We start from the raw sequence: 14,460 nt of genomic DNA on the forward strand, positions 1-14,460 counted from the left end.
CCGATGACCGAAGCCGCGCCCCTGACCATCCAGCGGATCGCGATCTTTCCGCTGCCCGGTGCGGTGCTGTTTCCGGGGCTGCATCTGCCGCTCCACATCTTCGAGCCGCGCTACAAGGCGATGGTGCAGGAGGTGCTGGCGCGCGACCGCCAGATCGGGATGATCCAGCCGCGGCAGATCGCGGGCGAGGAGACCCGCGAGCCGCCCGCGCTCTATGACGTCGGCTGCGTCGGGCGGATCGTCGACGTCGAAGCACTCGATGAGGGGCGCTTCAACCTGGTCCTCGAAGGCGTCGCGCGTTTCCGCGTGCGCCGCGAGCTCGACGTCACTACGCCCTTTCGCCAAGTCGAGGCCGAGATCGAAACCGAGGCAGAAGAGGATGCGGTGCTATCGAGCATCGAGCGCGCGAGCCTCGAACGCGAGGCGAAACGCTTTGCGGCGCGGCAGGGCTATGTCGTCGATTGGGATTCGGTCGGCCAGCTCGACGATGCGACGCTGGTCAACGGCATCGCGCAGGTCGCCCCCTTCGATGCGGCGGCGAAACAGGCGCTGCTCGAAGCGACCCCGATCGACGCGCGCGCCGAGCTGGTCGTCCAGATGATGCAGTTCTTCGGCCGTTTCGACGGCGACGACGGTCGCGCAACGCTCCAATAACGCCCTTACGCCGCGGCGCGCTGCGCGATGTCGGCGAGCGCGCGGCGGACGATATGACGCTCGCTTTCGTTGAGGCGCTGCGCCGCGCTATCGGTGCCGAGAAGCTGGCGGCGGACGAGCGCCGCCTCGGCCGAGACCCGCGCATCGACCGGCAGCCCCGCGCGATGGCGCATCAAAAACGCACGGCGGCGCGCGACCCAGTCGCCAATGAGCCGGTCGGCGCAGCGATGCGCGAGGCGGTTCGAAGCTGCGGCCTCGGCCGCAAGCTCTGCGTTCGCGTCGGCCAGCCACGCGTCCGCGTCCGCCGCGGAGAAGGCGTCGAGCGACAGCATCGCGGCGCGCGGGCCGCTGCCGCGCAACCGCTGGCGCAGCGCCTGCAGCTCGGCGCGAATCTGCCAGCTCACATGGGTGGTGAAGCGCGCGCGGACGGGGTCGTAGCGCTCGGCGGCGCGGTAGATCGCGATCGCGCAGGCCTGCTCGGCATCCTCCGCGGCGTCGGCGAGGCCATAGCGCCGGGTAAAATAGCGGACGCGCGGCGCGAGCAGGGCGGCGAGCCGCGCGAACGCACGGTCGGCGCGGACGCGGGCGCGCGTTCCGCTATCACGGTGGAGCGCGCCGCGCGCTGCGATCCAGTCGGTCAACGCGCCTTCGAGCGCATCGCTCCTGTCGGACATGATCCATCCCCTCCCTGACACGGCAGCACGCCGCATGGACGGGGATATTGGGACATGGTTAGCGGCGGCGGGACGAGAGGCTAGGTAGTAATACCTATATCTCCGCCCCCGCGAGCAGCCGGGGCAGATCGCCCGATTCGCCGCGCGCCTCGTCCATGAAGAAACGCTTGAGCGTCGGCAGGCGCTGCACCGCGCCGAGCCCCGCGCGGCGAACGGCCGAGGCGGTGCGGCCGGGAATGCCGAACAGGCGGGTGAGGCCGTCGGTTGCGAGGCTGACCATCAGATTGTCGAGCCCGCGCCAGCGCTGGTAGCGCGCGAGCAATGCCGCATCGCCGAGGTCGAGCCCGAGCCGCGCGCCGTCGACCAGCACCTCGGCAAGCGCCGCAACGTCGCGCAGGCCGAGGTTGAGCCCCTGCCCCGCGATCGGATGGATGCCGTGCGCGGCGTCGCCGACGAGCGCGATGCGATCGGCGACAATCTGCGCGCTGTGATGAAAGCCGAGCGGGTAGGTCATCCGCGGCGCGACGAGCTCCATCGCACCGAGCAAGCCGCCGGCGCGCTTTTCGAGCTCGGCGGTGAAACCGCGATCGCCCAGTTTGGCGAAGCCCGGCCCGTCTTTTTCAGACACCGTCCAGACGAAGGCCGAGCGGTGCCGCCCCTCGGCATCGTCGACGAGCGGCAGCAGCGCAAAGGGTCCCGAGGGGAAGAAAATCTCGTGCGCGACCTGGTCGTGGGGCCGCGTGTGCGCGACCGCGCCGATCATCGCGTGATGATGGTAGGACCAGCTCGCGATGCTGAACCCGGCGGCGTCGCGGGTCGGCGAGCGGCGCCCCTCGGCGACGATCAGCAGCGGCGCGGCGAGCCGCGCGCCGTCCGCGAGCGTCAGCGTGACGCCATGGGCGTCGACCGCGCGCGCGGCAACCTTCGCCGGCATGTGCAGCCGCACCAGCGGCGCATCGGCGAGCGCGGCGGCGAGCGCGAGGCGGAGCTGGCGGTTCTCGATCATCGTGCCGAGCGCCGGATCGTCGTCGCGCGTGACGAAGTCGAGTTCGCCCGCCTGCCCGCCGTCGCTGACCTTGATTGCGCGGATCGCGCAGCCATGGCCCGCGAGCCGGTCGGCGAGGCCCAGCACCTCGAACATCTGCCACGTCGCGCTGGCGATCGCCGAGGCGCGGCCGTCGAAGCCGGGGGCGATCGTCGCGACCGGGTCGGCGGGATCGACGATCTGCGACGAAAGGCCGTGGTGCGCGAGGGCGAGGGCCAGCGCCTGGCCGACGAGGCCGCCGCCCGAGATCAGGACATCGCTGCGCAGCGTTTCGGTCATGAATGCCGCCCTAGCCCGCCAGGACGCCCTTGGGAAGCGGGGAGGCGGCGGGGCTGCGCTTGACGGCGAGTCCGGCGCATGCGCATATCCCCGGGATTGACTGCATTGGGGACCGATTTCGCATGGCAAGCCGCAAGGCCGCGACCGCAAAGGCCGATTGGCGCACCGTTTTCCGGGCCAGCATCGCCCGCTCGCTGGTGATCGGCGCGGCGGTGGCGCTCGGCCTGTTCACCTTGTTCCTGACCCTCGCGCTGATCACCCACGACGGCACCGACGCCGCGATCCACACCGCGGCGGGCGGCAATCCGTCGAACTGGATGGGCAGCGCGGGCGCGTGGTTCGCCGATCTGCTGCTGTTCATCGGCGGCATTCCCGTCGTGCTGCTGCTGCCGCTGCTCGGGGTGATGGCATGGCGGCTGTGGGCGGCGACGCCGCAGCCCTATTGGAAGCGCCAGCTCATCTTCATGCTCGTCGCCATTTCGCTCGTCGGGCTCGGCGCCCAGCTCTGGGCGCCCGACAGCGACGCGCCGCTGCCCGCGGGCTGGGGCGGCATCGTGCCGCTGGTGCTCGGGAATGCCGTCGCGCCGCTGTTCGGCCGCGCGGGCGAGCCCGCCGCGGCGCTGATCCGCATCGCGGCGATCCTGCTGCTCGTCACCGCCGGGCTGTGGCTCGCGGCGCGCGCGCTGCGGCTCGAAAAGGGATGGGCGAGCCGCTTCCGCCTTCCCGCCGCCGAAGGCAGCCGCGTCGCCGTTCCCGCCGGCGCCGCGGCCGCGGCGACCGCCGAGCGCGCGCCGAACCTGATGGAACGCGTCGTCCGCCCGCGCCCGCGCGCCGAGCCGAGCGACCGCGCGCCGCCCGAGATCGCCGAACCCGTCCAGCGCTCGCTGCCCTCGAAGCCCAAGGCGAAGCCCCAGACCGAGCTTTTCACCCATTATCAGCTCCCGTCGATCGACCTGCTCGCCGCCCCCCCCGAGGGCCCGTCGGGGCAGATCGACAAGGCGGGGCTCGAACGCAACGCCCGATTGCTCGAATCGGTGCTCGAGGATTTCCAGGTCAAGGGCGTGATCACCGCGGTGCGCCCCGGCCCGGTCGTCACCATGTACGAACTCGAACCCGCGCCGGGGACGAAGGCGAGCCGCGTGTCGAACCTGGCCGACGACATCGCGCGCAACATGTCGGCGCTGTCGGCGCGCATCGCGCCGATCCCCGGGCGCACCGTCATCGGCATCGAACTGCCCAACGCGCACCGCGAGGCGGTGGTGCTGCAGGAAATGATCGGCAGCGCGCTGTTCCAGGACCAGACGGGCGCGCTCCCGATCATCCTCGGCAAGAATATCAGCGGCGATCCCGTCATCGCCGACCTGGCGCCGATGCCGCACCTGTTGATCGCGGGCACGACCGGGTCGGGCAAGTCGGTCGGTTTGAACGCGATGATCCTCTCGCTCCTCTACCGCCTCGGCCCCGACCAGGTGAAGATGATCATGATCGACCCCAAGATGCTGGAGCTCAGCGTCTATGACGGCATCCCGCACCTGCTCGCCCCCGTGGTCACCGAACCCAAGAAGGCGATCCGGGCGCTCAAATGGGCGGTCGAGCAGATGGAGGACCGCTACCGGATGATGTCGTCGCTGTCGGTTCGCAACCTCGCGGGCTACAACGACAAGGTGCGCGGCGCGCTCGCCAAGGGCAAGTCGCTCGGGCGCCGGGTCCAGACCGGCTACGACCCCGACACCGGCCAGCCGGTCTATGAGGAAGAGACGCTCGACTATGCGCCACTGCCGCAGATCGTCGTCGTCGTCGACGAGCTCGCGGATTTGATGATGACCGCAGGCAAGGAGGTCGAATTCCTGATCCAGCGCCTCGCGCAGAAGGCGCGCGCCGCGGGCATCCACCTGATCCTCGCGACCCAGCGCCCGTCGGTCGACGTCATCACCGGCGTCATCAAGGCGAACCTGCCGACGCGGATCAGCTTCAACGTCACCTCGAAGATCGACAGCCGCACGATCCTCGGCGAAGCGGGCGCCGAGCAGCTGCTCGGCAAGGGCGACATGCTCTATGTCCCCGGCGGCAAGCAGATCACCCGCATCCACGGCCCCTTCGTTTCCGACGACGAGGTGCGCGCGGTCGCCGACCATTGGCGCGGCCAGGGCGCGCCCGACTATGTCGAGAGCGTCACCGAGGATCCCGAGGACGGCGGTTTCGCGATGGAAGGCGCCCCCGCCGGCGGCGACAGCGCCGAGGACCGCATGTATGCGAAGGCGTGCCAGATCGTCGTCGACAGCCAGAAGGCGTCGACGAGTTGGCTCCAGCGACAACTGCGCATCGGCTACAACAGCGCCGCGCGGCTGATCGAGCGGATGGAGGAAGAGGGCCTCGTCAGCCCGCCCAACCATGTCGGCCGCCGCGACGTGCTGACCGACCAATATGGCCAGCCGCGCTGAGGAATTTTTGCAAGGCCCGCGACTTCAGAGCATTTCCTTCTTTTCATCGTCATCCCGGCGAAGGCCGGGATCTCTGTCTCGCAGCATGGCGCCACGGCGAGATCCCGGCCTTCGCCGGGATGACGGAGAGATGAAAGGACAGTTCAGCGCCTATTCAAAGCCCGAATGCGAGAGGCCGAACAACCATGACCAGAGATGAGAGCAAAATGATCCCCATCCCATCCCGCCGGACCCTGACCCGCATCGCCGCCTGGACGCTCGCGCCCGCGGCCGCCGCGGGGCTCGTTTTCACCGCGCCCGCCATCGCGCAGGCGTCGGGCGCGCTGTCGGCGGTGCAGGCGCACCTCAAGAACACCAGCTCGATGACCGCCGATTTCGTCCAGACCGACCGCAACGGCCAGCGGCTGACCGGCCAGCTGACGCTGAAGCGCCCGGGCAAAATCCGCTTCCAGTATCAGAAGGGCGTGCCGCTGCTGATCGTCGGCGATGGCAGCCGGCTGACCATGATCGACTATGAGGTCAAGCAGGTGCAGAGCTGGCCGGTGAAGAATTCGCCGCTCGGCGCGCTGCTCGACCCCGACCGCGACCTCAGCCGATATGCGAAGGTCCTGCCGACCGGCAACGACGGCGTGATCAGCGTCGAGGTCAAGGACCCGAAGCGCCCCGAATATGGCACGATCACCATGGTGTTCATGCGCGACGGCGGCGCGCCAGGCGGGCTGCGCCTGCGCGGCTGGGTCGCGCTCGATTCGCAGAACAACCGCACCCGCATCGACCTCAGCAACCAGAAATTCAACGTCGCGGTCGCCGATTCGGCCTTCCGCTGGACCGACCCGCGGCCGAAGAAGCGCGGACGCTGATCCGTCCCTTTCGCGATCGTCGCGCCGGCGCCGGCCCTCCCCCAGGGGAGCGGCCGGCGTTCGACGAATGGCATTCTGAAGCCGACGAACGGCCGTCCATCCCCCGATGACCCGCTCTCGTTCAGCTTGGCGACAGGGAAAGGCGGCTATTTGAACTCTCGAAGGCGCCGACACGGCCCCCGGATTTGGGTTTCCCCCTGTTGCCCCACCCGGACGGTCAGGTGCCTTCATTCAAGAGCGTGACGAACGCTGACCTTGAACCCCCGTTCCACCGCCCCTGGGACGGGGGTTTATGATTCCGCCATTCGCGCCGCAGCGCCATTGCGAAGCCCGATCCGCGCCGATAGAGCCGATGGCATGACAAGCATCGCGTCCTGGAACATCAACAGCGTCCGCGCCCGCATCGGCATCGTCGAGAAATTTCTGCGCGAAGAGGCGCCCGACATTCTCTGCCTTCAGGAGACCAAGGTCGAATGCGGCCTGTTTCCCAAGGACATGTTCGAACGGCTCGGCTATTCCCACATCGTTACCAACGGCCAGCGGATGCACCACGGCGTCGCGATCGTCAGCCGGCTGCCGCTGACCGAGGTGCGCCAATATGACTGGCAGGCGAACGGCGAGGCGCGCCATATCGGGGTGACGCTGCCCTCGGGCGTGCGGCTCGACAATGTCTATATTCCCGCAGGCGGCGACATTCCCGACCGCAATCTCAACCCCAAATTCGGGCAGAAGCTCGATTTCTTCGGCCGGATGATCGAATGGGCGGGCGCGCTCGCCGCGACGCCGACCGTCCTCACCGGCGATTTCAACGTCGCGCCGCTCGAAAGCGACGTGTGGAACCACAAGGCGCTGCTCGACGTCGTCAGCCATACGCCGATCGAGGTCGAGACGCTGGCGCGGCTTCAGGCGTCGGCGGACTGGGTCGATCTCGGCCGCCATTTCGTCGCGCCGCCGACCCCGCTCTATACCTGGTGGAGCTATCGCGCGAAGGATTGGGAGGCATCGAACCGCGGCCGCCGGCTCGACCATATGTGGGTGACGCCCGGCCTCAGGGACCAGGCCGTCGCGCACCGCGTCGTCCAGCCGGCGCGAAGCTGGGAACGGCCGTCCGACCATATTCCGCTGGTGACGGAGTTTTCCTTTTGAGCGACGCCGCGGCCGGCGAGGGCGCCCGCCGGGCGGCGCGCGCGATCGATGCGCTGCGCCGCGGCTGGCCACTGCGCGTCGGCGGCGCCAACGGCACGCTCGACCTGCTGGCGGTCGAAAGCGCGCGCGACGCGGCGCTCGCCGCGTTCGCCAGCGCCGACCTGCTGCTCTCGGGCGAGCGCGCGGTGACGCTGAAGCTCACCAACCAGCGCGCCGCGGCGACGCCGGGGCCGGTGCGCCTCGCCGGCGCGGCGGCGAGCGTCGCCGAGGCGCTCGCGATCGCCGACCCGGCGCTCGACCTCGCGCATCCGTTCAAGGGCCCCTTTCACACCGTTACGACGGGGGGCGAGGCGGCAGCCGCCGCCGCGATGACGATGGCGCGCCACGCCGGGCTCCTCCCCGCCTTTTTCGTCCGCGAAGCGGCTGGCGCGGCGGAGACCGCATGCGCGGCGGATGATGTCGCGGCGCTGCTCGACCCGACGCGGCTCGAGATCGCGGCGCGCGCACGGCTGCCGGTGGAAGCGAGCGAGGCGGCCGAGATCGTCGCCTTCCGCAGCCCCGAGGAAGCGTCGGACCATGTCGCGCTGGTGATCGGAAAGCGCGACGGCCATCCCCCCGTCGTGCGGCTGCACAGCGAATGCCTGACCGGCGATGTGCTCGGCAGCCTCAAATGCGATTGCGGGCCGCAGCTCCATGCCGCGCTGCACGCGATGGCCGACGCGCCGTGGGGGGTGCTGCTCTATCTGAGGCAGGAGGGACGCGGGATCGGGCTCGTCAACAAGCTGCGCGCCTATGCGTTGCAGGATCAGGGGTATGACACGGTCGACGCCAATCTGCGGCTCGGCTTTCCGGTCGAGGCGCGCGACTTCGCGATCGCGGCGCGGATGCTCGACTTGCTCGCCATCCCGCGTATCCGGCTGATGACCAACAACCCCGAAAAGGTCGCACGGCTGGAGAAAGAGGGCGTCGAGGTGGTCGAGCGCCTGCCCCTCGCGCTGCCGACGAACCCGCATAACGAGCATTATCTCGCCACCAAGCGCGACAGGACGGGGCATCAGCTTTAACCGCGACGTTGTGATTTCGGCTCGCACAAAGCCACGAAGCCACAAAGAAGCCCTCTCATCCCGTTCGTGCTGAGCTTGTCGAAGCACCGTTCTTCCTTGCGGCGTCGCGAAAAAAGAACGGCCCTTCGACAAGCTCAGGGCGAACGGATTGTAGAAGTCTTTGTGGCTTCGTGGCTTTGTGCGAGCCGATTCAATGCACGAACCGCGCCACCACGTCGCGATAGCTGCGGCTGACCTTCACCTGTGCGCCCGACCCCAGCACAAGGAAGCATTCGCCGTTGGTGTGCGGCTTGACCTGCTTCACCTGGCTGAGATTGACGATCGTCGAGCGGTGGACGCGCTGGAAGTTGCGCGGGTCGAGCCGCTTTTCGAGGTCCTTCATCGTCTCGCGCAGGATCAGGCTGTTGTCGGCGGTATAAATGCACATATAGTCGCCCGCGGCGTCGATGCGCTCGATGCTGTCGACGTCGACGCGGAAGATCTGGCCGCGGTCCTTGATGTTGATCATCTTCTCATAGCGATCGGCGGCGTGCGCGTCGGGCGCCGCCTCGCCCTCGAATTCCTCGGCGGCTTCGGGCGCCACCTCGGCGAGCACGCTCTTCAGCCGCTCGACCTCGGCCACGCCGCGCTTTTCGGCGAGACGCTGGCGCACCCGGTCGAGCGCGTCGGCGAGCCGCTCGGGCTCGACCGGCTTGACCAGATAATCGACCGCCTGCGCCTCGAATGCGCGGATCGCATGATCCGAATAGGCGGTGACGAAGACGACGAGCGGCGGCTCGACCTCCATCAGCCCCTGGATCACCGAAAAGCCGTCGAACCCCGGCATCTGGATGTCGAGGAAGACGAGGTCGGGCTTGTGGGTCTTGATCTTGCGGATGGCCTCGCGGCCATTCTGGGCGGTGTCGACTATCTCGACATCCGGATGCGCTTCGAGCCGCAGCTGCAGGCCCTGGGTCGCCAATTTTTCATCATCCACCAGGATGGTTCTGATCGTCATGTCTGTCCGGTTCCAATCGTCGCTTGTCCATCGGGCTGAAACGGAAATTCGATACGGACCGTGAAGCCGCCATCGGCGCCGGATTGCGCCTCGAACCGCTGCTGGTCACCGAAGGCCTGCGCCAGCCGGTCCCTGATGTTGGCTAAACCCACACCCGTCGATTCCGTTGCATAGCCTGTCGTGGGGTCCGGACCCCCCGCTGACAATCCCGCACCGGTGTCGGACACGGTAATCCGGACGTTTTCACCGGCAAGCTGCGCCGAAATCGTGATATCGGCGCCGTCTTCCTGCGGCGTGACCGCATATTTGATCGCATTTTCGATCAAGGGCTGGAGCAGAAGCGAGGGCAACCGCGCGCGCGCAACCGCGGGATCGATGGCAAAATGCGGGCGCAGCCGGTCCTCGAAGCGCATCTTCTCGATATCGAGATAGAGCTTCAGCGTCTCGATCTCCTGCGCCAGCGTGACCTGCGCGGTCGGCTCGTTGGCGAGGGTGTAGCGCAGGAAGGCCGAGAGGCGCGACAGCATCGCATTGGCGGGCTCGGCCTGCTTCAGCAGTACGAGCGTCGAGATGCTGTTCAAGGTGTTGAACAGGAAATGCGGGTTGAGCTGATAACGCAGCATCGCGAGCTGCGCCGAGGCCGCCTGCGCCTCGAGCCGAAGCACGCGGTCGTTCTGTTCCTCGAGCTGGAGGAAATAGTTGATCGCGAAATAGAGCGCCGACCAGGCGGCGAGCGAGGTCGCATCGACGTAGACCAAGGCGAGCAGCAGCCCCGTCAGACCCGACTCGCTGTTAGGGTTCACGACCTGCAGCACCCAGGCGTCGATGAAGGCCCAAAGCGCCGCGGCGACCGCCATCAAACCGAAGCTCGCGCTCCACATCAGGATCGGCCGGCGGTTGATCAGCGCGCGGTAGCAGACCGACAGCAGCAGGGTCAGCGAGAAGCCCGTAATTGCGGAGACGACCACCGGAACGAGGAAGGTGAAGGACTGCCCCCCGGCGAGCCCCGATATGCCGCGCAGCCCAAGCCACGCGACCCAGCCGAGAATCTGCAGATTCCAGAAGGCGCGAACCTTGTTGCCGAAAAAGGGGCCCGGCGAGGTCAATCCGAAGAGCGGCATGGAGGCTGCCCGCGATGCGATGGTTCAGCGGCCCGGCGCGGGCTGCCGGACGAGGTCCGCGGTCATTCGGCCGCGACCGGCGCCATGCGGTCGGCGCGCACCCGCGCCTGGCCGAGCGGCTGCAGTTCCGAACGATGCTTCCAGACCAGCTCCTTGTAGCCGAGCGGGCGTCCGTCGTGCGCGGTGATCGTCACCGGGCCGATCGGCTGTTCGTCGCGCACGTCGACGAGCACCGGGGTCGAGGGCACGCCGGCGCCCCATTTCTCACCCCACTGACGCAGCGCGATCATCGCCGGAAGCAGCTCGATGCCCTTTTCGGTGAGCTGGTAATGCACCTTGCGCCGGTCTTCGGCCATCACTTCGCGCGCCATGATGCCATGGTCGACCAGCCGCGACAGGCGGTTCGACAGGATGTTGCGCGCGATGCCGAGTTCCTGCTGAAACTCCTCGAAATGATGGACGCCGTTGAAGGCGGCGCGAAGGATCATGAACGACCATCGCTCGCCCATCGCCTCGAGCGCAAGCGGCAGCGCACAATTGCCGCCATAGAGATCGTTCAGCGGTTCGCGTAATTTTTCCATGGGCCCAGCCCTAACCCATTATCCGCTTCAACGCCAAAAACTTTGTGATCGGCCGTACCGGCGCGGGCGGCGCACCGGGCGGCCATCATCGCCAGGAGCCGGTCTTCCAACAGGCCCAGCTGATGGGTGCGCGTCAGACCCTCGGGCACCGATGCCCGGCTCGCCATGCCCTGCTCCGCGAGCTGTGTCAGGAAATTCGCGAGGACGGCTTCGTCCGTCGTCGCAATGCCCAGGTCGTGCCCCGCAATGATCCGGCCGGAATCGGAATCGCCATTGGCCAGCGCAATGATCGGTCGCCCCGAACCGATATATTCGAACAGCTTGCCGGGCAGCAGCGTATCCTCCCACGGGTCGGTGCCGACCACCAGAACCGTCGCATCGGCCTCGGCCTGCGCCCTCAGCGCCTCGGCGCGCGAGACCTTGCCGCGATCCACGATCGCGAGCCCTGGGAATTCGGCGGCGAGCTGGCGCACGATCTCCGGTTCGGAGCCGTAGAAGTCGATGGCAACCTGACAATCCAGCCCCTGCGCCGCGCGCAGCAGCGGCTTAACGTCGCGCCGCTCGCCATAGAGGATGCCGGTATAGACCAGCCTCAGCCGCGAGCGCGTGCGAACATGATGTCCGGCGGCGGCGGTGCTCTCGTCGACGCCGTTCGTCACGATGAGAATCCTGTCCGAGAGATGCGGATAGGCCGCCCGGTAATAGCCGCTCATCCCTTCGCTGACCGCGACGACCAGATCGGCCGACGACAGCATCCTCCGTTCATGGCCGGGCTCGAACGGTACATAAAGGGGTGCGATCCACTTATAGGGATTGCGCGCCCAGATATCGCGATTGTCGGCGACGAACAGCGCGCCGCTGCGCCGGGCGACGGCCCGGGCGGCGGTGTGGACCGAAAAGGGCAGCGCGGTCGACAATATGACGTCGGGCCGCAGCCCGCTGCGCAACAGCGCAAAGGCGCGGCGCTTCATGGCGCGCGCGACAGTCCAGCAATGGTCGGGCCAGGACGAGAGGCGCAGCGCCGTGCTCAGCCACTGCGCAGCGACGCTCCGTTCGGCCCTGAAGCCCGATTGCCGCGTCAGCCAGCCATCGGGCACATAATGAACGTCGAACCCCGTCAGGTCGGCGGTGAAGGTAGGGGGGACCGTCGACGCAGCCCCGGCGACGACCGTCACCCGCCAGCCGCGGCTCGCGAAATGGCGCGCCATCGCGACCGGGCGCGAGGCGCCGACCGCATTGGCGGGCGGAAACCAGTAGCTGAGGAGCAGAAGATGCTTTCCCGCACCCGCAGACACGGGCGCCCGCGCACGGAACGGCATCGAATCAAGAGCATCGGTCCCCATCGCTCCGTCCTAGAGCGCGCGCCTGATGCTTCCAAACGGCTTTACCAAAGTTGCTAACCAATTCCTGATGGCGCAAGCAAGTTTCGCATTGCATTTATGGCCTCAGCAACGACATTGGAGGCAATGCTCAGGCAATATGAACTTGTCGAGCGCGTGCGCGCTTACGACCCCGACGTCGACGAGGCGTTGCTGAACCGCGCCTATGTCTTCACCGTCCAGAAGCACGGCAGCCAGAAGCGCGCCTCGGGCGACCCCTATTTCAGTCATCCGGTCGAGGTCGCGGGCATCCTGACCGACCTCCACCTCGACAGCGAGACGATCGTCACCGCGCTGCTCCACGACACGCTCGAGGATACGCTGACGACGCCCGACGAGATCGAACGGCTGTTCGGCAGCGACGTCGGAAGGCTGGTCGACGGCGTCACCAAATTGTCGAAGATCGAGGCGCAGACAGAGAATGAGCGCGCGGCGGAAAATCTGCGCAAGTTCCTGCTCGCCATGTCTGACGACATCCGGGTGCTGCTGGTCAAGCTCGCCGACCGGCTGCACAATATGCGAACGCTGCATTTCATCAAGAATCCCGACAAGCGCCGCCGCATCGCCAAGGAGACGATGGACATCTATGCCCCGCTCGCCGAGCGGATCGGCATGTATGAATATATGCGCGAGATGCAGCTCCTCGCCTTCCGCGAGCTCGAGCCCGAAGCCTATGCCACGATCACCGGCCGCCTCGCCAAGCTGACCGCGGGCGGCAAGGACAAGGTCGCCGCGATCACCCGCGAGTTCAAGGAGCTGCTCGCGAAGAACGGCATAGAGGCCGAGGTCTCGGGGCGCGAGAAGCACCCCTATTCGATCTGGCGCAAGATGCAGGAGCGCCATGTCAGCTTCGAACAGGTAACCGACATCATCGCGTTCCGCATCGTCACCCCGACCGATGCCGACTGTTATGCCGCATTGGGCCTGATCCATCGCAAGTGGAAAATGGTCCCCGGCCGCTTCAAGGACTATATCTCCACCCCCAAGCGCAACGGCTACAAGTCGCTCCACACGACGATCATGCACCAGCAGAATATGCGGATCGAGATCCAGATCCGCAGCCTCGACATGCATCAGCAGTCGGAATTCGGGCTTGCGGCGCATTGGGCCTACAAGCAGGGCGGTGCTGCCCCCGACGGGCAGGCGGGGTGGATACGCGACCTCATCGAAATCCTCGAACAGACGCACGACCCCGACGAGTTCCTCGAAAACACGCGCATCGCGATGTATCAGGACCGCATCTTCGCCTTCACCCCGAAGGGCAGCCTGCACCAGCTTCCCAAGGGCGCGACGCCGGTCGATTTCGCCTATGCGGTGCACACCGGGCTCGGCGACCGCACCGTCGGCGCCAAGGTCAACGGCCGGCTGGTGCCGCTGCGCACCCAGCTCGCGAACGGCGACACGGTCGAGATATTGTCGTCGGACAAGCAGACACCGCAGCCCGCCTGGCTCGGCTTCGCGGTCACCGGCAAGGCGCGCGCCGCGATCCGCCGCCATGTCCGCTCGAAGGAAAAGGTCGAGCTCGCCGCATTAGGGCGCAAGATGTACGACGAGATCGCGCGCCGCTTGCCCGGCAAGATCGGCGACAAGGCGCGCGCGGCGGCGATCGAGCGGCTGAAGCTCGAGGACGACACCGCGCTCTATGTCGCGATCGGCAAGCGGCAACTCGGCGACAATGCGGTGCTCGAGGCACTGGTCCCCGGCATCACCGCCGAGATGAAGTCGAAACCCGGCAAGCTCAAGCAGGGCGCGGCGGTGTCGATCGAGGGGCTGACCCCCGGCGTCGCCTACAAGCTCGCCGATTGCTGCCACCCGGTGCCCGGCGACCGCATCGTCGGTCTCGCGCGCCCGGACGAGGGGATCGAGGTGCATGTCATCGACTGCCCCAGCCTCGCCGACGGGGTCGACGCCGACTGGATCGACCTGCGCTGGCAGGAGGACAGCGAGGGCGGCAATGCGCGCCTCTGCGTCGTCATCCTCAACGAACCGGGCACGCTCGCCGAAATGTCGGGCATTCTCGCCGCCAATATGGCGAACATCACCAATTTGCGCCTGTCGAACCGCGAGGGCGATTTCCACACCTATGACGTCGTCGTCGAGGTGCGCGACGTCCACCATGTGATGCGCATCCTGTCGGCGCTGCGCGCGTCGGATCAGGTGGTGCAGGCGGAACGGTTATAGACTCAACTCGGTCAGCTTCGGGGTGGGGAGCGGACATT

At 67.4% G+C, this 14,460-nt stretch carries 12 protein-coding genes; 6 read left to right on the forward strand and 6 right to left on the reverse strand.

Annotated elements, in window-relative coordinates; translation table 11 throughout:
- The first annotated feature begins 3 nt into the window (after positions 1-3).
- Positions 4-654: an LON peptidase substrate-binding domain-containing protein gene (locus ACOTSS_RS16000; RefSeq protein WP_448688983.1), complete on the forward strand. Its 651-nt coding sequence runs from the start codon at positions 4-6 to the stop codon at positions 652-654.
- Between the two features lie 5 nt (positions 655-659).
- Here the strand turns inward: ACOTSS_RS16000 and ACOTSS_RS16005 are convergent, their stop codons facing one another.
- Complete coding sequence (locus ACOTSS_RS16005; RefSeq protein WP_448688984.1) at positions 660-1,328, reverse strand: sigma factor; 669 nt, start codon at positions 1,326-1,328, stop codon at positions 660-662.
- Between the two features lie 94 nt (positions 1,329-1,422).
- Positions 1,423-2,652, reverse strand: a complete 1,230-nt coding sequence (locus ACOTSS_RS16010; protein WP_448688985.1) for an FAD-dependent monooxygenase — start codon at positions 2,650-2,652, stop codon at positions 1,423-1,425.
- 122 nt (positions 2,653-2,774) lie between these two features.
- On the opposite strand from ACOTSS_RS16010, the gene ACOTSS_RS16015 reads away from it, so the two are divergent.
- The 4 genes from ACOTSS_RS16015 to ribA all read left to right on the forward strand — a co-directional run bounded on the left by ACOTSS_RS16015 (position 2,775) and on the right by ribA (position 8,163).
- Entirely contained in the window at positions 2,775-5,093 is a 2,319-nt protein-coding gene (locus ACOTSS_RS16015) for a DNA translocase FtsK 4TM domain-containing protein (protein WP_448688986.1), read from the forward strand.
- A 206-nt stretch (positions 5,094-5,299) separates the two neighbouring features.
- Positions 5,300-5,953, forward strand: a complete 654-nt coding sequence (locus ACOTSS_RS16020) for a LolA family protein (RefSeq protein WP_448688987.1) — start codon at positions 5,300-5,302, stop codon at positions 5,951-5,953.
- A 357-nt stretch (positions 5,954-6,310) separates the two neighbouring features.
- Complete coding sequence (locus ACOTSS_RS16025; protein WP_448688988.1) at positions 6,311-7,099, forward strand: exodeoxyribonuclease III; 789 nt, start codon at positions 6,311-6,313, stop codon at positions 7,097-7,099.
- The gene (gene ribA, locus ACOTSS_RS16030) at positions 7,096-8,163 is read left to right on the forward strand and encodes a GTP cyclohydrolase II (RefSeq protein WP_448688989.1); all 1,068 of its coding nucleotides are present in this window, start codon (positions 7,096-7,098) and stop codon (positions 8,161-8,163) included. Before ACOTSS_RS16025 ends, ribA begins: the two co-directional genes overlap by 4 nt.
- A gap of 190 nt (positions 8,164-8,353) precedes the next feature.
- On the opposite strand, the gene ACOTSS_RS16035 is transcribed toward ribA, so the two are convergent.
- From ACOTSS_RS16035 to ACOTSS_RS16050, 4 genes are all read right to left on the reverse strand, one after another.
- Positions 8,354-9,160: a LytR/AlgR family response regulator transcription factor gene (locus tag ACOTSS_RS16035; RefSeq protein WP_095388009.1), complete on the reverse strand. Its 807-nt coding sequence runs from the start codon at positions 9,158-9,160 to the stop codon at positions 8,354-8,356.
- Positions 9,157-10,281, reverse strand: coding sequence for a sensor histidine kinase (locus ACOTSS_RS16040; RefSeq protein WP_448688990.1), 1,125 nt, complete (start codon positions 10,279-10,281; stop codon positions 9,157-9,159). Before ACOTSS_RS16040 ends, ACOTSS_RS16035 begins: the two co-directional genes overlap by 4 nt.
- 62 nt (positions 10,282-10,343) lie before the next feature.
- Positions 10,344-10,862: a winged helix-turn-helix transcriptional regulator gene (locus ACOTSS_RS16045; RefSeq protein WP_095388007.1), complete on the reverse strand. Its 519-nt coding sequence runs from the start codon at positions 10,860-10,862 to the stop codon at positions 10,344-10,346.
- On the reverse strand, positions 10,838-12,205 hold the full coding sequence (locus tag ACOTSS_RS16050) for a glycosyltransferase family 4 protein (RefSeq protein WP_448688991.1): 1,368 nt from the start codon (positions 12,203-12,205) through the stop codon (positions 10,838-10,840). Before ACOTSS_RS16050 ends, ACOTSS_RS16045 begins: the two co-directional genes overlap by 25 nt.
- A gap of 123 nt (positions 12,206-12,328) precedes the next feature.
- Here ACOTSS_RS16050 and ACOTSS_RS16055 point away from each other — a divergent pair, with 123 nt between their 5' ends.
- Positions 12,329-14,422 (forward strand): RelA/SpoT family protein, encoded by a 2,094-nt coding sequence (locus ACOTSS_RS16055; RefSeq protein ID WP_448688992.1) that lies wholly within the window; start codon positions 12,329-12,331, stop codon positions 14,420-14,422.
- Positions 14,423-14,460 lie beyond the last annotated feature (38 nt).

The sequence above is a fragment of the Sphingopyxis sp. NJF-3 genome, assembly GCF_053514865.1.

Coding starts and splice junctions, on each gene's coding strand:
- ACOTSS_RS16040 (WP_448688990.1), bottom strand. CDS start 10,281: ATGCCGCTCTTCGGATTGACCTCGCCGGGCCCCTTTTTCGGCAACAAG.
- ACOTSS_RS16035 (WP_095388009.1), bottom strand. CDS start 9,160: ATGACGATCAGAACCATCCTGGTGGATGATGAAAAATTGGCGACCCAG.
- ACOTSS_RS16005 (WP_448688984.1), bottom strand. CDS start 1,328: ATGTCCGACAGGAGCGATGCGCTCGAAGGCGCGTTGACCGACTGGATC.
- ACOTSS_RS16045 (WP_095388007.1), bottom strand. CDS start 10,862: ATGGAAAAATTACGCGAACCGCTGAACGATCTCTATGGCGGCAATTGT.
- ACOTSS_RS16050 (WP_448688991.1), bottom strand. CDS start 12,205: ATGGGGACCGATGCTCTTGATTCGATGCCGTTCCGTGCGCGGGCGCCC.
- ACOTSS_RS16010 (WP_448688985.1), bottom strand. CDS start 2,652: ATGACCGAAACGCTGCGCAGCGATGTCCTGATCTCGGGCGGCGGCCTC.
- ACOTSS_RS16025 (WP_448688988.1), top strand. CDS start 6,311: ATGACAAGCATCGCGTCCTGGAACATCAACAGCGTCCGCGCCCGCATC.
- ACOTSS_RS16055 (WP_448688992.1), top strand. CDS start 12,329: ATGCTCAGGCAATATGAACTTGTCGAGCGCGTGCGCGCTTACGACCCC.
- ACOTSS_RS16000 (WP_448688983.1), top strand. CDS start 4: ATGACCGAAGCCGCGCCCCTGACCATCCAGCGGATCGCGATCTTTCCG.
- ACOTSS_RS16020 (WP_448688987.1), top strand. CDS start 5,300: ATGATCCCCATCCCATCCCGCCGGACCCTGACCCGCATCGCCGCCTGG.
- ACOTSS_RS16015 (WP_448688986.1), top strand. CDS start 2,775: ATGGCAAGCCGCAAGGCCGCGACCGCAAAGGCCGATTGGCGCACCGTT.